Origin of the sequence: Streptomyces sp. CBMA29, from assembly GCF_014596445.1 — a bacterium.
Lineage (GTDB): Bacteria > Actinomycetota > Actinomycetes > Streptomycetales > Streptomycetaceae > Actinacidiphila.
On sequence record NZ_MECL01000233.1, the window covers coordinates 1 to 17,574 of the forward strand.

Below are 17,574 nucleotides of genomic sequence, written 5' to 3' on the forward strand. Positions count from 1 at the left end.
TACAAGCGCGGGTCCTTCTATCCGGTCTGTATACGCTCTGACCAGCAGAAACGCGACACGGCCCGTGAGTTGGAGATCGCAGCGCTGGTCAAAGATGATCTTCGGATCGAGCCGGACAAGGCTCGATGGTTCCCCCTCTACGACGCACCTGGGATGGGGGGCTGACCTGTGCTGCCCGGGGACGAGTGGCTGACGCTTAGTGGTGAGTCATCCGAGTTGATCATGAAGCTCATAGAGGAAAGTGGCTTCACGCCCGAGCAGGTAGGAGAGGCCGTGAGTCTCCTATCCCGGCCTCTGCCCGCGCCTGAGCCTTCTCGGACGCCCACGCCTCGCCGTGTGCCCTCCTGGCGGTCCTCTGCGCCATACCAGGGCACTACCAAGGTTGTGCGGGCGCGGAGCGCCACGACCGATTGAGAAATTCATTCATTCATGCACAGTGGGGCTCAAGCGCCGCTCAGGTGGGCGGACTTCTCGTAGACTCTGAGGACTTCATCCCGCTCAGTGAACGGATCGCTACGACATGCCTCAAGTCGGCTGGCAGGGCAGCAAGGTGGTACGGGTGAGGAACCCCGACGCACCACGAATCTCTGGCAACCTTCGCGTCGCAGAGATGCCTAGAGACGACTTTGAGGACGACGCTATTATCAAGGGGGCCCTGTTCGACGGGGAACACCTGATTGGCCGGCAGGTTGAGGCTCTGGAAGCCGAGGGGTGCGCGTTCGAGAACCTGCGCTTCACTGGTATGGGGATGATCCGTAGCCAAATCAGTGACTCTCGTATCGTCACCTGTGACTTTGCTGAGGTATCCGCTCAGGATGTCTCGCTAATCCGCTGCACGGTGACTGGCAGTCGGATGACGGGTTCCTCATGGAAGGCCAGCACCTTCCGCGATGTGACGTTCGAGAACTGCACTATCGCGCCCGCCATGTTCCGCAACACCAAGCTCTTTGCCGTGGCCTTCATCGACTGCCGTATGAGCGGAGCGGACTTCCAGTTCGCGGAGATGCACAACACGCGGTTCGTGAACTGCGATCTTACGGGGGCGCAGTTCGCCAATGTGAAGATGGGAACGGTCCGGTTCGAAAACTCGACCCTTATTGATGTGGGTGGCGCCGCGCACTTCAAGGGCGCAACAGTGCAAGGCCCAGGGTCGATGGAGCTGGCCCTGAGCCTGGCACGTGAAGTCGGTATCAACTTCGAGTAGCTGATGGTGGCTGCCTAAGCGGCCACCGCCGGCCGGTACCCCGCATACGCGGGGTCCGTGATGGTCTCGGCCACGTGCGTGAAGTCGATGTTCGCGGCGAAGCCACACAGTTCGTCCAGGAGCATGGCGCCGTATTCGGTGAACACGCTCCGGTGTGTGGCCAGGTCGGCGCAGGCGTCCCGCAGCGACTCCGTGTAGAGGTCGATGAGAGTGGTGGTGCCGCGCTGATGCTGGAGGTACATCAGCGGAACGGTGACGGCCGCGGCGTGGAACGCCTTGTCCAGCGGCCGAAGTTGGCCGATCTTGACGGCCGACAGCGCTCGATGCTCGTCCGCTTCCAACTCGACGGACGGAAGGGTGAACGTCCCGTACACCATGTCAGCCACGAATAGGTTGAGGTGCATGGCCTCGTGCGTCAGGCACTCGGCGTACTGCGGCACTTCCCATTCGGGGCCGGGACTCATAACCACGACGCCGAGCATCCGAGAAGCCGAACCACCCCCGTCCGCACCCGAGTTCAGAACAACGATGTCCGTCACCAGGAGCCGGACCATGCGGTAGAGACCGGGGCTTACCTCCTGAATGTGGCTGAGGGCTGCCGTAACGTTCGCCCTCCAGCGGTTCCGCGTTGCCTGGTCGCTCGGGGTGGCTCCGTCGAAGATGTGGGCGAAGATGCCGTGCTTGAGGCAGTAGTCAGCCCAATCGCTGTCCTCGAACCTGATGGCGGCGTGGTTGTTGTTCTTGTCGTCGCTGTAGTGGGCCGGCAGGGGGCGGAGGGTGTTGATCGCCTTCCTGTACTCCACCAACAGTTCCTCCGCCGAGGGGACCTTGTTGTTCAGCGCGGTGACCATCCGCGCGGTGTTCTCGTACGTGTGACCGAGGTTCATGAAGTGCACGAGGAATGTCCTCCCTATTGGGGGCCTGGCGCACGCCCGGGGCGGGTACCCGCCCCGGGCGCACTGAAGAGTCAGAGCGTCAGGCCGCCGGTCAGGCGGTCCAGCCGCCCATCATGCAGTTGTTCGCGTCGCTCTGGGACGCGGCCACACGCGTCTTCACACTGGCCACGAAGCCGGTCGGGTCCTTCTTGACGGCGGCGACCAGGTTGCTGAGGGTGTCGTCGGAGATGGCCGACTCGGTGACCGGTGTCATGATGCTCACGGACATGCGCGTACCTCTTCCTTCTAGGGATGGTCGAGCACTGGCCTTGCCTATCCGCACCTGGTTGGCGTGGACGTTCACCCCAGTGCCGGGGGCAGAACACCCGGCACTGGGAGACCTACGGAATTAGGGGCGACCGCCTATGACGCCGTGTGGAGGCCGTTGAGACGGTGTGCGTGGTATCGGGTTCGGGTCTGGCCCCGGTTGCGGGGTGCCAGATGTGTCCTTGCCAGTCACGAGCCCTGGACCTTCTTCTTCATCTTCTGCACCAGGTCCGCTTTCTGGCCTTGCTGTTTGGCCTTGGCGGCGTTGTCTTTTCTATCGGCATTCGTCTCATTGCGGACGCCGCTGCCTCCGGTGCCATTCGGAACGCCCATACGATTCCCCTCAACTTCGATGCTCTGGTTCTTCGATGGAACGCGCCCCACTTGAATCACCTTCAAATGGGGCACAGACCCCTTGCCAGTTACAAGGGGGGTTGGTGCCGCCCCGGCCACGCGGACAATCCGATTCCGCGTGCTGTCGAGCGGGGTGCGACGGTTCGTCAGACCGCATGTCATAAGCCGTCGCCGTGGCCGGAGCGGAGTCGCGTTACGCGCACTGCGGCGCGGAGTTGGCGAGGTGGATGCCGTAGACGCGGATGATGTTGATGGCCTGCTGGGCGTCGGAGATGGCGTCCAGGGGGCGTTCTCGGGCGTCGATGTGCCGCAGCACTTCGCTCTGCCATCCGGTCGGCAAGCGGTGGAATCGGGGCACGAGGTCGGTGCAGACCTTGCGGTGTTCCTCCTGCGCGCGGTCGGTCACGGCAGGCGGGTCCTCGTCCCGCATCTTCCAGGCGTCCATGCTGGTTTCGAGTGCGTCGAGCAGCCGGAGCCGTCCCGAGTCCCGCCCGTTGGCGGGCCAGTCCATCAGACGCAGCGTCTCGGCCTGCCACGGTGTGGGCATGCCGGTGAACAGGTCCCGGTATGTGGAGGGGTGCCGGGCGTGGGCCAGTCGGCTGGTGCTGGTCTTCGGCCAGCGCTCGACCTCGTCCGGTGAGCACAGTGCGGCGAAGTACCGCAGTTCGACGCACAGGTTCATGAGCTTGCGGCTGTGCCGGTCCGGTGTCGTGAAGCGCTCGGACGCCTGGCGCAGCACCCGACCCTTGGCCAGCGCCCAGTAGACGGCGGCCTGGTCGCACTCGTCCAGGTCTGCCCAGATCTCGCGACGTTCCATCTCGTGCCAGATCAACGGGGTGGCGTCGCCGACCACCGTGCACACGTCACGCCACGGGTGGAGCTGCCAGTGGGTGAGCACGTCGAGCGCACTGCGCAGGCTCTCCAAAGCATCGCCGGACACGACAAACGGCTCTATGGCCCGCGTCATTCGGAGCCTGGCCCAGGCGCGAGGGGAACCCCGGACTCGTACAGCGGCATGCTCAGGAAAGCTCGGTGGGCGGCGGCGGCCCGGATGCGGCGGGCCTGGTAAGGGAAGGTGTGGGCGTCGAGTTCGCCGAGATCGACCCACTTCAGCGCCGACAACTCATGTGCGGCTGAGGGGGGAAGTGTGACTCGGTTGGCCTCGTCGCTGGTGAGGTAGCCGCCTTCGAGCACGAAGTTGACGCCTTCCGCGGAGCCGGTCTCCGGGTTCGCTGGTACCTGGTCGACCAGGAGCACGTGGGTCAGTGTCCGGGACAGGCCGGTCTCTTCCAGAAGCTCACGCTCGCCCGCTTCAGCAATCGGCTCGTTGGCGTGGGCGTGGCCTCCGGGAAGCTGCCAGCCCCGTTCCTCGTCCTGGTGCTTGTAGGTCGGTTTGACCAGCAGAATGCGATGGTCGTCGTCCGTGATCAACACCACGCAGCCGTGGCGGCGGCGCGGCGGCATCTTGGTGTCGGTGTCGGCGTGCATAAACGCTCCTTCGTGCGGTGGGTTTGATGTCAGGGACCGGGCTGGAAAGAACGCGTTGAAACGGACTGGTTCACGGCCCGCCGCGGGGCGGGTAGCCCACGCAGCAGTGATCGAGCAGGTCTTGGACCGTCAGAGCCAGACGCCGGACATATCCGAGATCGCTGATGTGCTCCCCGCCAGCGGCTTCTTCGATCAGCCGGAGTGTGCGCCCTGCCAGTCCCGGGCTCATAGGCGGATGAACCTGTTGGGCCAAGATCAGAAGTTGTCGGAACACACTGGCCAACCGCGCCGCCATTAGCGGAACGTGCTCGACAGTTGGGGCCGAAAACTCACCGAGCGCTGATTCAAGATCATCCAGCACTGTTCTCACTAGCGGAGGTTCCTCGGAGGGAGTTTCCGCCTCGGACAAACGGTGAAGTCGCTGGAGCACTCGGGCCATGGTGGCGATGTCGCGTTGGGCGACTACTGCCGTCATCATGCGCTCATCGCCTCAACAAAGCCCTGAGATAATGAGCCGATCTGAGACAAGCGGCGGCGGTACTCAACGGGGAGAGGTATTGCGGCCCAGACGATCTTTCCGCCTTCAGCGGGTGCACTGCCCCAGAGCCCTTCCGACAGACCGTTCACCATCTGGATGCCGCGACCCGATGTTGCCTCCGGGGAGAAGGGACGGAGCACCGGCGATTGCGCGCTCTGATCCCACATTCCAACGTGGAGCCGAGTGTTCGTTACCCACAGCGTCAGTGCGCACCGACGAACCGCCGGCGGCCGACCCTGCTCGGGGGCGAAAGGCACGGCGGGGCCTCCGGCATGGCGTACAGCGTTGGTGGTTAACTCCACGACGATGGTTAGAGCGTCAAACCGCACCTCTTCAGGCATCTGCCACTGTTTCAACACGTCCTCGGTGTGACTCCGAGCAAAGTGGACAGCGGAGGGCTCGCACGCCAGGTCCAGCCTGTTTTGGAGGAAGCTGGAAGCCATGGTCACACCTCTCACCAGACGACAGGACCTGATCTAGGCCCGGAGCAATGCTGTTGCTCTGTCAGTGAACGAGTCTGAGACGGCTGAGGGAAGGAAACCTCAGTGACTGTGCACTCGCGGTGGGGAGGAAACATTTGCAGGGGAAGATGTGGTAGCGCTTCACTCCCTGCTGGCCCCTTGGCTACCGTGGGTACTGTGATTGGGAACGATGTGCTGAAGGGCCGGATGGGCGACAAGGCCCTAGACCAGGGCGAGTTGGCTGATGCCTTGAACACCTGGCTAGAGGCGCATGGCCACGAAGGCACGGTCAGCGCTCGTATGGTAAGGAACTGGCTGAGCGGCAGAACTCGACGGCCTTCGTCACGCACACGGGCCGCCTTACAGGCAGTATTCGGGTGTTCCATTGAAGAGCTGGGCTTCGAACCGCCGGCCCGCACCCGCCCGTCACGCCCCACGGAGCAGCCCGTGAACCGCCGCTCGTTCGTCAACGCAACCACGGCCGCAGCCGCATCCCAACTGGTACCTCGTGCCCCCTACGCAATCGGTTTCGCTGAGGTCTCCACGATCCGATCCCAGCTCGACTCCCTCAACAGCCTGGACCAGCAGCAGGGGGGCCACGATGCTCTTGAGCGTGCTGCCCTTGCCGGAGCAGCGGAAGCGCTATCGCTCCAGAAGAAGCCAGCCAGCCACCGAATCAAGCTGCGGCTCTTCAGTCTTGCTGCGGATCTGACCGCCACAGCCGCCTGGACCGCCCTCGATGCGCAACAGTTCACACGCGCCCGCACGCATCTGGACCAAGCCCTCACTTTGGCTGGCCTGGGACAAGACAGCGTGACAGAGCTGCGAGTCTGGAAGACACTGGCAATGCTCACCTTCATCACCCACCAGCCGTCAGACTCGTTGGCAGCAGCTCAAGCAGCTCAGCGCACAAGCGTTGCTCGGCGCGACCCGATGTTCGCGGCCCTTGGACACTCCCAAGCCGCGGTGGCACATGCGTCACTCGGCAACCGGCAAGCAACCCTCCGCAGCCTGGGCTATGCACAGGAGTCCCTGAGCAAGACCACCGAGGACAGCCGGCCAACCTGGGTGAGCTTCTTCGGCGAAGGCGAGCTGTACTCCGTCATGGCCAGCACACAGCAAGACCTATCCCGTCATGCTGACGCGGAGGCCGCCTCCTATCAGGCCCTCACGTCCCTCCCGGAGCAGTTCCGACGTAACCGGGCCGCAGTGACGGCACGACTGGCGATCTCACTCATCCACCAAAGGGAGATCGAGCTTGGATGCAGCAAGGCGGAGGAGGTCTTCAGCCTCATGGATGGCAACCCGCTCCCCGGGCGTCTACGCTCCTTGATCGGCGACTTCTACCGCGACCTTCTCACCCTCGCGCCAGACACCAAGGCGGCACGGGCCTGGGGAGACCGTTTCCGAGCCGAATGGATCTAGGCCACGTGACTGAGCTTCGCAGATACACCACTGGAGACTTGCCGTCTATCCGGCAGATGTTGATCGACGTGCACGCCGATGCCTTCGCGGACCAGATGGATGATGACTTCCACAGGCGTTTCCCATGGTTTGTGGACCAGTGGGGCGGGCGCGAGGGCTTCGCCTGCGTGGTCGGGTACGCGGGAGACGAGCCTGTGGGCTATGCCTATGGCGCCCCAGCTACGGAGGGGCGCGAGTGGTGGCGTGAGTTCATGCCCGCGCCAGCAGATCCCTCCACGTTCTCCCTCTCGGAGCTGATGGTTCGGCCGGCGTGGCGGAAGCAGGGCATCTCTGAGGAGTTGCATCGAGCGATACTCGATGGGCGGTCTGAAGCGATGGTGGCCCTGTCCGTTGATACCGCCCATCCCCGAGTACAGGCACTCTACGAGTCCTGGGGATACCGGAAGGTTGGCGAATCACGCCCCTTCGCTGACTCCCCGCTCTATGCGTTGATGGTGGCAGACCTTCCGCTCAAGGGTTGAGGTCTCTCGCCTTAATTCATTCATTCTCCGGCCCCAGGTGGCAGACAGGTCCCTGGGGAGGCTACTGACTCCGCGCTGTAGGGGGGGGCATATAACCCCCCTACATAAATATCCTATGTGTCCTGAGGTGCAGATTTGGCCGCTGAGTCAAGCAAGTGTGGCCCAAGCCATCCCGTAGAGACCGCGGACACGTCTCCGCAGGTCAGATGGCTGGTCCGAGAGGCTGGCAGAGCCTCCAAAACGGCTCAGAAACCCCCTAGAACGTCCTCAGAGGGCTTTTGAAGCCCCCGGGAAGGCCCGTAGGTCCGGTAGGCCGGCATGGAGACGCACAGAGGCTTGTCCCCTTGTGAAACTTTAATACCCGTACACAACCGAAGAACGGCACACCCTGTGGGTCGCTCTTGCATGTATGTATGTATTACCCCCGGGTGTACACAGAAAGCGCATGAATGAATGAACGCGCACGGGCACCCCACCTATTGCCCGAGACCTATTGCGGCACGGCATGAATTAATTCACGTATTCACGCCGAGAGCGCATGGCATGGACACTCCACCTGATGACCCATCACATGTCACCTGACTGGGCCTCATATTGGCATGAGCACTACACCTGATGGCACATCAGAACGCGCCTGATAGCACGTCAGTTGATAACGAAGAGGTCACATACAGGGCACGTAGTGAGTACGGAATAATTACGTACAGATAACGGGCAGGCCCTATCCGAGACCCTGTCAAGCCGAGACCGTGTGACGTGGCCCACATTTCCGCCCCTTGCTACTCGGGAAACGGTGGCCTATGTCCACTTATGCCCACTTGCTTGTTACTGGGGAATCTGTATATCAGGCACGTTTTCCTATGTCCGCTGACTTGTTACTGGGGAAGTGGTCTAACGTTCTCGGTGTCGGAACGAGCAACGCAGCGAGACCCGCCGGAAGTACCGCCCGAAAGGGAGTCCAGGGAAACGGCAACGGGTAGCGGCTCATCGGTGGCAGGGAAAAGGCGGGACGGAAGCGAGAGCGACCGCCCGAACGGATCGGACCTTGATAACTGAATACATAGGGACACGCACCCCCAAGCGAATAAGGCGGGTGAGTTGCCACAGTGCCTAGCGGACCCGAGAGTCTGCCGTCATTGGCTGAGAGCGCGAAAGCGTCGGCTGTGTCCTGACAACCGGAAGTGATGGCCCGGCATGAATACATCTGACCCAACCGCCAGCATCGGGGGCAACCGGTGCATGCAACGGCCGACATCACGTGTCCGTGTGGGCAATGGAACGAGTGACTGATACTCACCCGACCGACACCCAACCTTAAGCGTGTGAGGCAGGCACAGGCGGCCGTACGGCCGTCCGTTGCTGAGTAGGCAGGGGATTCCCCTGCCTGCCCAGTGATAGGCCACCAGAGAGGCACACAGAGCATGCTGATTATTGACTCTGTAGTGATGGTGAACGGCAAGCGATACCGCGTGTATGACGAGTACGGAAGGGATTACATCAGCGGAGAAATGACATACCAACTGCGCGCGTTGGACGGGTCCGGCGCGCTCTGTGGCTGGTACGCCAGCGACGTACAGAAGTGAGAGGCGCACAATACATGCGAGCAATCATTGCCTTCGTTGTGGCCTTGGCTATCGGTGCAGGGGTACTGATAGGCATGGCCATATCTGGGCCGAGCGTGAGCGCGTTCAATGACGGATTCTCAGACAGCAAAATGGACGATTGCCAACAGGGCTTCACGCCCGCGTGTGACTGGCGTGGAGGTAAGGGCAATGGCTGAAAGGTTGATCACGCCTGCGTGTGGCTGCACTATCCGTGGCGGGATTCACACATACGAGGTGAAAATGTTCACCGTCGAAGTGCGGGACGCACACGGTGATTACGTTCATTTGATGGATGTTGATGCGTCGGACGACCGAGCGGCCGAGCGCTCCGCATGGTTGATCATGCTCAATCGGCTTGGGACGCGGGTACGGGGTTGGGGATTCGACTCACTCGGATTCGCTCAGGTACGCAAATCGTGTTGCAAAGCGGGCTACCTCTGCCGTGTGTGCAAAACGTGCCGCCTACGCATGACCTAAAACTTGTTACTAGGGAATGAATCTGCCTGGTGGTGCCCGGCCGATCGGCCGGGTGTTGCCAAGCCCATTCATCCTGAACGGCGTCTGAGAGGAATACACATGGGACAGATTTTCGCGTTCGTAACCGCGTCTGTGGTCCGCTCGAATGGGGCGGAGGAACACGGCTGGATTGACACATGGTGGAGCCGTACGGAATTGCAGGAAGCCCGGAACTACGCTCCGCCGGTCGTCAACCTTCCCGAAGATGATGAGGACTTGGCCGAGTACGTACGAGATGCCATCGGGGAAAACCTCGGCGTGTATTTCGACAACGGGGACGGCACGTTCTACGCGGAGGATGCACACCAGGACGTGAAAACAGGCGATCACTGGTCGTACGCCATGCATTTCAAGCGGAAGTATCTCGGTCCGAACGGATGGACCGAGACTGATTGGCACCCCGTGGCCGACGGCGGAATCACTCTCTAAGGAGTAACAGTATGCACACCATGACTGCGGGCAACGGTAAGTGCTTTCAGGTGGAGGAAGTACGCCCGGAAGACCTGAAAGCGGCCGACCGGGTTTTCTACCACAGCGACCGAGAGGGATACGTAACCATCCTTGCCGTGGGTGCGGTGCGGCATTACCTGAGTGAGTACCGCCCGGGGGAAACCGTCGTGCGGGTGCCTGTGCTTGCCCACTGGGACCGCGACGGCTGGCCCGATATGTGGGAGGTCACCAACGGCATGTTTAGCCGGATAGTTGCGGACCTGAACTGAGGCAGTGAACGGATTTGGTCGGGCGCGGGTTACCGCGCTTGGTCATGTGCGCTCAATGCCCACTCAATCCAAGGGGATAACCATGCGCAAGCTCATTCGGTCCGTGTTCGCATGCTTCGGCTACGTCAAGGCGGCCGAGATTCCCGTAATCAGTACCGTGACTCAGCTTGAAATCCTGCTAGCGGAGTGCACGCACTTGGAATTTACCTGCTCAGAGGCGGAGGCAATGGCGGAACTCCTCCGCGCGTTCCACGCTTCCACTGCTGCCGGAGAACTCATGGCCAACCACGGGAGTCAGGACGTGGATTGCGACGACGAACACCACGCCGAGTGCGACAAGTGCCACGTTCCCACTGCTGACGAACTCATTGACCTTATGGGGTTGAACTTCTGATGAGCCTTACTGTCTTCCGCTGGTATGTGGCCGCTTGTGGTCAGCCGGTCGGTATTTCGTGGCCGGATAGTCCGTGGGGGACGTTCTACGGACTTCCCACACGGGACGGATTGATATTCCCGCGCTACGTCGATAGGGCACCGGAGCTATCACGCCGCTTGTGCTTTGAGCACAAGAAAGCACACCACCCCGAGACGCTTTATCTAGACTGAGGAGAGACGCAATGTACGTGGCGCACATCGGGCCGCAATGGCACAAGCGCTTTGACAACTACGCGGAAGCGGTTGCCTATGCCGCTTCCTACGGAATTCCGTCCGTGTTCGTTGAGCTGAACCTGAGTAAGCGCCGTTACCGGCGCTAGTCGAGAGGGTACCTGTTATGGCTGAGTGGATTTCGGGCGGATATGACGGTCTCGCCTACCTCGGTAAGCAGTACACGGCGGACTATCGCGGTTACGTGGTCCGGGTGAGTGAGGGTAACCCGGAGAAGCGCAAACCGGTCGAGTGGTTCGCCTATGCGTGGGACGTGACCACCGAAACGCATCGGTGGGCGGGACAGCACGAAACGGAGGAAGGGGCGCGGGCGGTCCTGGAATCCATCTAGGTGAGTGCGTTTGGTGGGGTCCGGCCGGTGAGTTCCGGCCGGACCTTTTTCCACGGGTGCTCGACCCAACACAACCCCTACGGATGGAGACAGGAAATGCAAGACACGCTCTGGGGTACGGCGGAAGACACACTCTGGGATCTGGTTACGGAAATTCTGCCGGATGAGCCGCTGTACGTCGAGTCACCGGCCGAGCGGGCGGAACGCAGTTTCGCTTACTCGGATGTTGCCGGGAAGTACGCGGGTGACATCGTGGCGGGTTTGGTCACGGAGTTGACGGCAGCGCTGGAATCCGAAAAGGCGGACGGTCCTAAGTACCGACACAAGGGCATTGACCACGTTCTCTCGCTGCTGGCGGGTGAGGGCAAGTGAAGCCGTTCACCGTAATTTTCGACTGGGACAGCAGCCAGGACGGGGAAGCTGTCCTCTTCCACGTGACTGCACCCGATGCGCGTTCCGCTCATGAGGAAGCAGAGCGGCTGGCGGATACCAGATACGGCAGCGATGCCGAATACCTCTATAGCGTGATGACGCTTGTCGGGCACGCGGACAGGGTGAGGTTCTGAGCGCTTGACCCGCTCTGGTTGAGGCCCGCTTGCCGGGCCTTTTCCATGGTCGGTTAAGTCCAATCCCTACAAGTAAGGAACCAGCGCCATGGATGAGATCCAAGTTGGAGATTGTGTGACGCACTTCCGGGAGCCGCAACGTGTGGGAACGGTTGTGTCAATCCAGGATGACCGCCATTCCTGGGATCGCATCTACAACGTGGTGTTCATAGAGAACGGATATGCCATCCCCTACCGCTCGGGCCTGACAAAGATCTGATGCTCTACCCTTTCGCATTAACTCTGAGAGGAAACGCCATGCCTGCTATGACCATCGGGGATTCCGCCGGATCGGTCGTGCTGAACAAGTTCACTTGGAAGGTCTCGCGGCCCGCGTGTGACGACACAGCGCGGTATGTGGAAGTGGCGAAAGCCTCCCCGTTCGTCCGCCCGGCCGTGCGGCTCATCTGCACATGCGGCCTGGATCACTGGGCACGGGCGATCGACGGATACGAGGATGCGGCTTCCATCCCCCTCCGTGTGATTGCGGACCACATCGCACGGCGTCACTATCTGCCGACTGAGCAGGAGTGGGAGGGATACGCCACGTGCGGCCCGTGGGTTGCGGCTCACGCTGGAACGGATTTCCCGCACATCGTGTACCGGGCCGCAGTTGTGGCCGAGCGCAGCGAACGGCGCTACGCGGTACGGACGTTCAGTGTCTCCCAGCGCGCATACGTCCGGACGACGCTCCGGCGGGCACTGGAGTTGCAGCCTCAGTACAACATCTGGGCTGGATCGGAGTACGTGTACGCAGCGCGGGAGCTGGTAGCCGATGGCGGCAGACTCTCGGATGAGCCCGTGTGGAACCTGACCAAGACGGAACTGCGTGCCGTCGCCCGAGCAATCGAGAGCCGCCGTGCTCGACGCATCGCGGGCCGGTGTGACGTGGCTGCCTCGGAGACGGCCCTCACCGACTGGCACGGGATAGAGGAAGCCATCCTGCGGAAGCACCAGGCGGTAAGCCGCATCCCGCACGCTTCGGACTGACCTAGTCGCTTGGGTTGGGGCCCGGCCGGCCTGGGGGGTGAGCCCTTAGGCATCGGTCGGGCCTTTCCCTTGGCCACTAGGTCAGGAGGGCACATGGAACCCGACCCGGAAGAGGTCCGGGCCTACATGGTCGCCAAAGGCATGAGGCGGCCGGATGAAGATTCAGCGGTCACACCTCCCGAAGTCCGTTTCTTCCTTGACTACAAACACCGCGACGACGCACGTGAAGCGGCGGAGGCACAAAGACGCCGCCAGCAAGAGGCGTCCTGGAAGCGTGCAAAAGCGGCTCAACAAGCCGCGTGGGAGCACAAAGAGCACATGCGTAAAGCCCGTGAATGGGGTCGGGAGAACGGCCACAGGGTGGGAACACGCGGCCGAATTGCGGCTGTCGTGTGGAGCGGTTACCAGCAAGCGATGGGGATATCACTGTGAGTCTGACTCAGCGTTTCATGATGGAGTCCGAGGACATCCAGGACCGTGCCTCGGTTATCGGGTGGATTGACGACGATACCGAGAGGTTCAAGGCAGTACAGGAACTGTTCGCCGAGTGCGGAGAGATGGCGCAGGCGTACGCCGATCCGCTGGCGGTTGCCCGTCTGTTCGTTGGCAAGGTCACGGACGCGTTCTATGCGGCCCGCGCCGTGGCCCGTGCGTGCCGGTCGGAGGCAGTGGGCTGATGGCTACCTACGCATGGCTGGTGACGTTCACCGAGGAAGACAGCGAGACGACATGGGCCTATGAGGTGGAAGCGGCGCTTCCGCGTCGCCCCCGCGTGGTCGCCCATATGGCATGGGTGCAACACAACCGTCTCGGCCGTCCCGAGGTGGATTTCATGTCCCCCGTGGTACAGGAAATGAGGGTGACCGAGTGACCGAGCGCGAGGTAATCACGCGGGAGGGCATGGAGTGCATGGGGTGGAGCAAGCCCGTAACGCTGGTCTTCACCAGGCGCGTTCTGGAGCCTTATCTCTGGGATGTGACGTGCTCGGGTTGTCGTTCGGCTTGGGCGACACCCGAAGACCCAGGCGAGTTTCCGACGTTGAAGGAGGCGCGCGGATGAACGTGCGATACACGGTCAGGGCTGCGCGTATCCGCATCAAGCGGGATGGCGGTGCCCGATATTACCCCGCGCTCTCACTGTGGTGTGACCCTGGTGCCACCATTCGTGGCGGCGCGTGCGGAAAAGTGAAGTGACACGACGAACTGACGTGAACCGTTCTTGTGAGGCCCGGCTGGTCGGCCGGGCCTTTCCTATGGGGATTCGACCAAAGGAGAGTGCGCATGCAGTTCACGCGGGACCAGGTTAGCGAAGCGGTCAACGGCGGAGCGGATCTGGTGATCGGCGCGCTCAGCCTCGGTGAACAGGACTCGGACGCAGTGAACTTGGTAGCGAACGCAATCATGACCCGTTTGGAGAACCCTGATGCAGACTTTTCTACGGTCATTGCGGACAACTACGCCTCGACGGAGGAGGAAGTTCGTAGCTGGTGGAGTGACTGGAGCTAGCGAACGTCTCTAGTGGAGGCCCGGCCGGTCGGCCGGGCCTTCGCTATGGGCGCTCGCATTGGAGGAATGACATGGCGCGGATGATCACCTGTGACGCATGCAGGAAGAGCGGTAACGGGGATGTCCCGGGCACGGTTCCGCTCACCATCGGACCCGATGAATACGACTTGTGCGAGCCGCACGCAAAGAAGTTCCGTACACACTTCGCCGACCTTTTCGGTACCACTAAGGAGAACGCAGCATGAGCAAGAGCCCGTTCGATGGCATGAAGTACGGGCCTATCGGAGAGGCGGTTGCCAAGGCCGCTCCCGGTTCCGAAGCCGACCCCATCGGGATCTATGCGGCCGTCCTGGCGCTCTTCTCGTCCTCGCTCGGCGGCCGGGTCCTGATGGACTCCGGCCGGCCTGTGGTGGTGTGGACGGTGCTTGCGGGCAAAAGTGCTCTCGGTCGGAAGGGTTACGCACTGAACACGGCGCGGAAGATTCTCAACCCGTCCATCGGAGCGTTCATCGACACTCACGCCTACTCGGGTATCTCTTCCGGTCCCTCCCTGGTCAACATGATGTGGCAACAGGAGTTGGAGACGGCCGGGACCGAGGCAGGGACGGACGGCCGGACGCTCATCGTTGAGGAGGAGTGGGCGGCCCAGCTCCGACGCTCCAAGCGTGACGCCAACTTCTCCCAGCAGCTTCGTACCGCCTGGGACGGCAAGCCGGTCAGCAACACCACGAAGAAGGAGACGCAATACGTCTCCTCTCCACTCCTCGGGTTCCACGCCCACATCACTCCGGGGGAGTGGTCCCGGTACGTGGCTGGGTCCACCGCTGACGCCCTGGGCGGCAGCTACAACCGCATCCTCCCTGTGGTCGTTGAGCGGTCCAAGCTCTTGCCCTATGACCACGTGGCCACGGTGAAGGAGACCAAGGCACTCACGGCGGCCTACAAGTGGAGCCAACAGGAGACGCGTTACATGACGTTCGCTCCGGAGGCCGGCCGGAGGTACGACGAGTTGCGGTCTGAGATTGAAGACCGGATGGCGGACATGCCCGAGCGGCTGTCGTGCTTCCTGGAGCGCTCGGCCGAACAGGTCACGCGGGTTGCTGCGGTCCTAACCGCGGCCGAGCGTAAGACGGTCATCACCAAGCGGGCGCTTGAGGCTGCTTGGGCTTTTGTGGCCTACAGCATGGTGAGCGTGGAGAAGCTGGTCAATGAAGCCGAGACTTCCACTCCTCGTATCGTCAAATCCCTACCGGATCTCATCAGGGAGAAGCTTGCGTTCCTCGGGGGCGAGGCGTCGTCCACGATGCTGCTGCGTTCGCTCGGTACACGGGTCAACGCCGCCGCCCTCAAGGTCTCGGTTCAGGACATGGACGACGTGGAGACGTACCGTGCGCAGTCTGGCGGTCGCGGGGCTCCCTCGATCATGTACCGCCTGGTGAAGCCCGAGTCCGAGCCGGAAGCCAAGGCCAAGCCGGACGCTCCGGCAGTCGAGGAGATCGAGCACCAGGAGGAAGAGGCCAAGCCCAAGCGGACGACGCGTGCCCGGAAGGCTCCTGCCCGTCTGTCTGTGGTGGAAAAGCAGGCTCCGCCAGCCGCCAAGCGGGCGAGGCCGACAAAGAAGGTCACGGCTTCGGCCAATCCACTCGCTGACCTCTTGGCGCTGTAGTGCGACACACCCTGAGAGAGCACGGCTCAGGGCGCTTTCAATGCACGAAGTGCCGGGCCGCATTCCTGAGTAAGGAGTCGGCCCGGCGCTCCGTCGAGCCCTGCCCCGAACACGAACGCGCCCACGGCCACAAGTACGAGCGTGAACACGTCCTGTACCCGTTCTCCTACGACCGAGGAGACGGGCACGGCCCGGACCGCCTCTGCGACGAACACGCCTGCACCGTGTGTGTGGGACACGACTGTGACTGTGACGTGTGCGAACTGCGCCTTACGGCTCCCGACTTGAATGTCTTCAAGGAAAACCTTGACGGCAAATACCACTCGCTTTCACCAAACTGGACGGAGATAGACGCGATGAAGACCCTGGAAGAGATGGCGGTTGAGCTGAGCGTTGGCGCCAACGTGACGGCCAAGGGAGTGGACACCCGAGGCCATTCGGTCACCCGGACCGGGGTCCTGCTGGCGGAGCCGAAGAACGTCAAGGCACAGCGGAACGGTACGCCCACTGCCGCAGTGCGAGTGTCGGTTGGCACGTCGGGCGAGGACTCCACGGCACGGAGTACCTGGGTCACCCTCTTCCCTGACACGGGATCGGTCGAACTGGCGGAGGTCAACAGCGAGTGGCGGAATGAGCCCCTTGGCAACGTCCCAGGGGTCCGGGCTGGCAATCACGACATCCGGGTGTTGTTCGGCGGCAAGGGCGGCAAGCGTTCGGCTGAGCCTTCCATGAGCGAGCCGGCCGGAGTCACGTACACGGGGGACGGCAAGTACGAGGTCTGGGCGGCCGAGTCCGGCGACGTGCTTCACACATGCGCGCTGGCTGGTCGTGTGTGGTGGAAGCCGGTTCCGAAGGTGAGCGAGCCCGAGCAACAGGACCAGGTCGGCGCGGAGGCAGCGCCAGCCGTCGAGGCGACCGAGACGGTTGCCGCCTCTCGGCTGCCAGACGTGCGGGAGTGGGCACGAGCCCAGGGCTACCAGGTGTCGGACCGCGGAAGGGTTCCGGCCAAGGTGCAGGTTGCTTTCCAGATGGCATACCCCCAGGAGGCGGACGGAGGCTCGTTCCCTCCCGCCGCTGACATCCTGGCCCCGGAACCCGTGAAGATGGTCGGTCAGGTTCCGGAGAACACCCTGTACATGGCGGAGCACGCCGACACGGAAGCGGCTCGGGCCTGGTGGCAGCGCCGCGTCGAGAGCTACAGCCAGCCGGTGACGGCGTGAGCCCTGCGGCTATGCCGCAGCGGCGCCCGCTGGCCCGGTTCGTACAGGGTCGCTATGCCGCGGTGGTAGCCAAGTGGAACGACGGAGTGTGGAAGGACTGAGGGGTCTGTCGGCGGTGGACGATAATCTGGCTCCGCCAGAAGCAGAGGGGACAGGCCAGTGACAGCCAAGTACGCACAGACGGAAGAGTGGGCGCGAACCTTCGCCGACAACGGTGGGGTTGAGTACATCCCAATCGTGCGGGTTCGTGAGGGGGACACGCCAGGCACGCGCGTGATCCAGTACCTCTTCGACCTGCTTCACAAGTTCGAGGTAAGCGTCCTCGCTATGAGGTGGCTGGACAAGGAACCCAAGATCAGCCTGCGCCTGTTCGTGCACGCGGAGAACTGGTTGGCGCTCGAAGCGCAAGTGCCGGACTCGTGGTTCGAGCTGCCGGAAGGCAGCAAGGCTTCTGAGTGATGGAAACAAAAAAGCCCGCCTCCCCTTCTTGGGGAGGCGGGCTTTTTTGCATTGTCCATATTGGCATGGACATTATTTCTCTCACCGAGGCGTACCCCTA

The 17,574-nt window shown here is 62.3% G+C and carries 27 protein-coding genes; 20 read left to right on the forward strand and 7 right to left on the reverse strand.

The window, feature by feature from the left end:
- Both pspAB and BGM09_RS32295 read left to right on the forward strand, forming a co-directional pair.
- Nucleotides 1-165: PspA-associated protein PspAB (gene pspAB, locus BGM09_RS39255; protein ID WP_411158391.1), on the forward strand; the 165-nt coding region annotated here is incomplete at its 5' end.
- Nucleotides 166-610: 445 nt separating this feature from the next.
- Entirely contained in the window at nucleotides 611-1,204 is a 594-nt protein-coding gene (locus BGM09_RS32295) for a pentapeptide repeat-containing protein (RefSeq protein ID WP_223187912.1), read from the forward strand.
- A 14-nt stretch (nucleotides 1,205-1,218) separates the two neighbouring features.
- On the opposite strand, the gene BGM09_RS32300 is transcribed toward BGM09_RS32295, so the two are convergent.
- The 7 genes from BGM09_RS32300 to BGM09_RS32325 all read right to left on the reverse strand — a co-directional run bounded on the left by BGM09_RS32300 (nucleotide 1,219) and on the right by BGM09_RS32325 (nucleotide 5,229).
- Nucleotides 1,219-2,091, reverse strand: a complete 873-nt coding sequence (locus BGM09_RS32300; RefSeq protein ID WP_223187922.1) for an aKG-HExxH-type peptide beta-hydroxylase — start codon at nucleotides 2,089-2,091, stop codon at nucleotides 1,219-1,221.
- A gap of 100 nt (nucleotides 2,092-2,191) precedes the next feature.
- On the reverse strand, nucleotides 2,192-2,368 hold the full coding sequence (locus BGM09_RS32305; RefSeq protein ID WP_188285293.1) for a hypothetical protein: 177 nt from the start codon (nucleotides 2,366-2,368) through the stop codon (nucleotides 2,192-2,194).
- 227 nt (nucleotides 2,369-2,595) lie between these two features.
- Nucleotides 2,596-2,790: a hypothetical protein gene (locus tag BGM09_RS32310; RefSeq protein WP_188285294.1), complete on the reverse strand. Its 195-nt coding sequence runs from the start codon at nucleotides 2,788-2,790 to the stop codon at nucleotides 2,596-2,598.
- 163 nt (nucleotides 2,791-2,953) lie between these two features.
- Nucleotides 2,954-3,700: a hypothetical protein gene (locus tag BGM09_RS32315; RefSeq protein WP_188285295.1), complete on the reverse strand. Its 747-nt coding sequence runs from the start codon at nucleotides 3,698-3,700 to the stop codon at nucleotides 2,954-2,956.
- Between the two features lie 23 nt (nucleotides 3,701-3,723).
- A complete protein-coding gene (locus BGM09_RS32320) occupies nucleotides 3,724-4,248 on the reverse strand; it encodes an NUDIX domain-containing protein (RefSeq protein ID WP_188285296.1) in 525 nt (174 codons plus the stop codon).
- A 70-nt stretch (nucleotides 4,249-4,318) separates the two neighbouring features.
- Complete coding sequence (locus tag BGM09_RS39260) at nucleotides 4,319-4,726, reverse strand: DUF6415 family natural product biosynthesis protein (protein WP_411158390.1); 408 nt, start codon at nucleotides 4,724-4,726, stop codon at nucleotides 4,319-4,321.
- Nucleotides 4,723-5,229: an ATP-binding protein gene (locus BGM09_RS32325; RefSeq protein ID WP_188285297.1), complete on the reverse strand. Its 507-nt coding sequence runs from the start codon at nucleotides 5,227-5,229 to the stop codon at nucleotides 4,723-4,725. Before BGM09_RS32325 ends, BGM09_RS39260 begins: the two co-directional genes overlap by 4 nt.
- Before the next feature lie 195 nt (nucleotides 5,230-5,424).
- On the opposite strand from BGM09_RS32325, the gene BGM09_RS32330 reads away from it, so the two are divergent.
- The 18 genes from BGM09_RS32330 to BGM09_RS32415 all read left to right on the forward strand — a co-directional run bounded on the left by BGM09_RS32330 (nucleotide 5,425) and on the right by BGM09_RS32415 (nucleotide 17,474).
- Complete coding sequence (locus BGM09_RS32330) at nucleotides 5,425-6,672, forward strand: XRE family transcriptional regulator (protein WP_317452979.1); 1,248 nt, start codon at nucleotides 5,425-5,427, stop codon at nucleotides 6,670-6,672.
- 56 nt (nucleotides 6,673-6,728) lie between these two features.
- Nucleotides 6,729-7,193, forward strand: coding sequence for a GNAT family N-acetyltransferase (locus tag BGM09_RS32335; RefSeq protein ID WP_223187913.1), 465 nt, complete (start codon nucleotides 6,729-6,731; stop codon nucleotides 7,191-7,193).
- A 2,180-nt stretch (nucleotides 7,194-9,373) separates the two neighbouring features.
- Nucleotides 9,374-9,742 (forward strand): hypothetical protein, encoded by a 369-nt coding sequence (locus BGM09_RS32340; protein ID WP_188285299.1) that lies wholly within the window; start codon nucleotides 9,374-9,376, stop codon nucleotides 9,740-9,742.
- A gap of 11 nt (nucleotides 9,743-9,753) precedes the next feature.
- Nucleotides 9,754-10,032, forward strand: coding sequence for a hypothetical protein (locus BGM09_RS32345; RefSeq protein WP_188285300.1), 279 nt, complete (start codon nucleotides 9,754-9,756; stop codon nucleotides 10,030-10,032).
- Between the two features lie 82 nt (nucleotides 10,033-10,114).
- On the forward strand, nucleotides 10,115-10,426 hold the full coding sequence (locus BGM09_RS32350; protein ID WP_188285301.1) for a hypothetical protein: 312 nt from the start codon (nucleotides 10,115-10,117) through the stop codon (nucleotides 10,424-10,426).
- Nucleotides 10,427-10,649: 223 nt separating this feature from the next.
- On the forward strand, nucleotides 10,650-10,787 hold the full coding sequence (locus BGM09_RS32355; RefSeq protein WP_188285302.1) for a hypothetical protein: 138 nt from the start codon (nucleotides 10,650-10,652) through the stop codon (nucleotides 10,785-10,787).
- A gap of 17 nt (nucleotides 10,788-10,804) precedes the next feature.
- Nucleotides 10,805-11,029 (forward strand): hypothetical protein, encoded by a 225-nt coding sequence (locus BGM09_RS32360; RefSeq protein ID WP_188285303.1) that lies wholly within the window; start codon nucleotides 10,805-10,807, stop codon nucleotides 11,027-11,029.
- Nucleotides 11,030-11,125: 96 nt separating this feature from the next.
- Nucleotides 11,126-11,401, forward strand: a complete 276-nt coding sequence (locus BGM09_RS32365; RefSeq protein WP_188285304.1) for a hypothetical protein — start codon at nucleotides 11,126-11,128, stop codon at nucleotides 11,399-11,401.
- Nucleotides 11,398-11,595 carry a hypothetical protein gene (locus BGM09_RS32370; protein ID WP_188285305.1) on the forward strand — a complete coding sequence of 66 codons (198 nt, stop codon included), beginning with the start codon at nucleotides 11,398-11,400 and terminating at the stop codon, nucleotides 11,593-11,595. Before BGM09_RS32365 ends, BGM09_RS32370 begins: the two co-directional genes overlap by 4 nt.
- An 88-nt stretch (nucleotides 11,596-11,683) precedes the next feature.
- Nucleotides 11,684-11,854: a hypothetical protein gene (locus BGM09_RS32375; RefSeq protein WP_188285306.1), complete on the forward strand. Its 171-nt coding sequence runs from the start codon at nucleotides 11,684-11,686 to the stop codon at nucleotides 11,852-11,854.
- Between the two features lie 38 nt (nucleotides 11,855-11,892).
- The gene (locus tag BGM09_RS32380; RefSeq protein WP_188285307.1) at nucleotides 11,893-12,624 is read left to right on the forward strand and encodes a hypothetical protein; all 732 of its coding nucleotides are present in this window, start codon (nucleotides 11,893-11,895) and stop codon (nucleotides 12,622-12,624) included.
- A 93-nt stretch (nucleotides 12,625-12,717) separates the two neighbouring features.
- A complete protein-coding gene (locus tag BGM09_RS32385; protein ID WP_188285308.1) occupies nucleotides 12,718-13,056 on the forward strand; it encodes an Lsr2 family protein in 339 nt (112 codons plus the stop codon).
- Entirely contained in the window at nucleotides 13,053-13,301 is a 249-nt protein-coding gene (locus BGM09_RS32390; RefSeq protein ID WP_188285309.1) for a hypothetical protein, read from the forward strand. The genes BGM09_RS32385 and BGM09_RS32390 overlap by 4 nt, the downstream gene beginning before the upstream one ends.
- The gene (locus BGM09_RS32395) at nucleotides 13,301-13,495 is read left to right on the forward strand and encodes a hypothetical protein (protein ID WP_188285310.1); all 195 of its coding nucleotides are present in this window, start codon (nucleotides 13,301-13,303) and stop codon (nucleotides 13,493-13,495) included. Before BGM09_RS32390 ends, BGM09_RS32395 begins: the two co-directional genes overlap by 1 nt.
- A 409-nt stretch (nucleotides 13,496-13,904) precedes the next feature.
- Entirely contained in the window at nucleotides 13,905-14,129 is a 225-nt protein-coding gene (locus BGM09_RS32400; RefSeq protein ID WP_188285311.1) for a hypothetical protein, read from the forward strand.
- A 241-nt stretch (nucleotides 14,130-14,370) separates the two neighbouring features.
- Entirely contained in the window at nucleotides 14,371-15,795 is a 1,425-nt protein-coding gene (locus tag BGM09_RS32405) for a DUF3987 domain-containing protein (protein WP_188285312.1), read from the forward strand.
- 284 nt (nucleotides 15,796-16,079) lie between these two features.
- Nucleotides 16,080-17,015, forward strand: coding sequence for a histone-like nucleoid-structuring protein Lsr2 (locus BGM09_RS38210; RefSeq protein WP_223187914.1), 936 nt, complete (start codon nucleotides 16,080-16,082; stop codon nucleotides 17,013-17,015).
- A 159-nt stretch (nucleotides 17,016-17,174) separates the two neighbouring features.
- Complete coding sequence (locus BGM09_RS32415) at nucleotides 17,175-17,474, forward strand: hypothetical protein (protein WP_188285313.1); 300 nt, start codon at nucleotides 17,175-17,177, stop codon at nucleotides 17,472-17,474.
- The last annotated feature ends 100 nt before the right edge of the window (nucleotides 17,475-17,574 follow it).

What these genes read in the sequence shown, in the direction of transcription:
- BGM09_RS32395 (WP_188285310.1), top strand. Translation starts at nt 13,301, where the DNA reads ATGGCTACCTACGCATGGCTGGTGACGTTCACCGAGGAAGACAGCGAG.
- BGM09_RS32325 (WP_188285297.1), bottom strand. Translation starts at nt 5,229, where the DNA reads ATGGCTTCCAGCTTCCTCCAAAACAGGCTGGACCTGGCGTGCGAGCCC.
- BGM09_RS32400 (WP_188285311.1), top strand. Translation starts at nt 13,905, where the DNA reads ATGCAGTTCACGCGGGACCAGGTTAGCGAAGCGGTCAACGGCGGAGCG.
- BGM09_RS32320 (WP_188285296.1), bottom strand. Translation starts at nt 4,248, where the DNA reads ATGCACGCCGACACCGACACCAAGATGCCGCCGCGCCGCCGCCACGGC.
- BGM09_RS32345 (WP_188285300.1), top strand. Translation starts at nt 9,754, where the DNA reads ATGCACACCATGACTGCGGGCAACGGTAAGTGCTTTCAGGTGGAGGAA.
- BGM09_RS32300 (WP_223187922.1), bottom strand. Translation starts at nt 2,091, where the DNA reads ATGAACCTCGGTCACACGTACGAGAACACCGCGCGGATGGTCACCGCG.
- BGM09_RS32360 (WP_188285303.1), top strand. Translation starts at nt 10,805, where the DNA reads ATGGCTGAGTGGATTTCGGGCGGATATGACGGTCTCGCCTACCTCGGT.
- BGM09_RS32335 (WP_223187913.1), top strand. Translation starts at nt 6,729, where the DNA reads ATGTTGATCGACGTGCACGCCGATGCCTTCGCGGACCAGATGGATGAT.
- BGM09_RS39260 (WP_411158390.1), bottom strand. Translation starts at nt 4,726, where the DNA reads ATGATGACGGCAGTAGTCGCCCAACGCGACATCGCCACCATGGCCCGA.
- BGM09_RS32295 (WP_223187912.1), top strand. Translation starts at nt 611, where the DNA reads ATGCCTAGAGACGACTTTGAGGACGACGCTATTATCAAGGGGGCCCTG.
- BGM09_RS32355 (WP_188285302.1), top strand. Translation starts at nt 10,650, where the DNA reads ATGTACGTGGCGCACATCGGGCCGCAATGGCACAAGCGCTTTGACAAC.
- BGM09_RS32380 (WP_188285307.1), top strand. Translation starts at nt 11,893, where the DNA reads ATGCCTGCTATGACCATCGGGGATTCCGCCGGATCGGTCGTGCTGAAC.
- BGM09_RS32385 (WP_188285308.1), top strand. Translation starts at nt 12,718, where the DNA reads ATGGAACCCGACCCGGAAGAGGTCCGGGCCTACATGGTCGCCAAAGGC.
- BGM09_RS32340 (WP_188285299.1), top strand. Translation starts at nt 9,374, where the DNA reads ATGGGACAGATTTTCGCGTTCGTAACCGCGTCTGTGGTCCGCTCGAAT.
- BGM09_RS32405 (WP_188285312.1), top strand. Translation starts at nt 14,371, where the DNA reads ATGAGCAAGAGCCCGTTCGATGGCATGAAGTACGGGCCTATCGGAGAG.
- BGM09_RS32350 (WP_188285301.1), top strand. Translation starts at nt 10,115, where the DNA reads ATGCGCAAGCTCATTCGGTCCGTGTTCGCATGCTTCGGCTACGTCAAG.
- BGM09_RS32365 (WP_188285304.1), top strand. Translation starts at nt 11,126, where the DNA reads ATGCAAGACACGCTCTGGGGTACGGCGGAAGACACACTCTGGGATCTG.
- BGM09_RS32305 (WP_188285293.1), bottom strand. Translation starts at nt 2,368, where the DNA reads ATGTCCGTGAGCATCATGACACCGGTCACCGAGTCGGCCATCTCCGAC.
- BGM09_RS32375 (WP_188285306.1), top strand. Translation starts at nt 11,684, where the DNA reads ATGGATGAGATCCAAGTTGGAGATTGTGTGACGCACTTCCGGGAGCCG.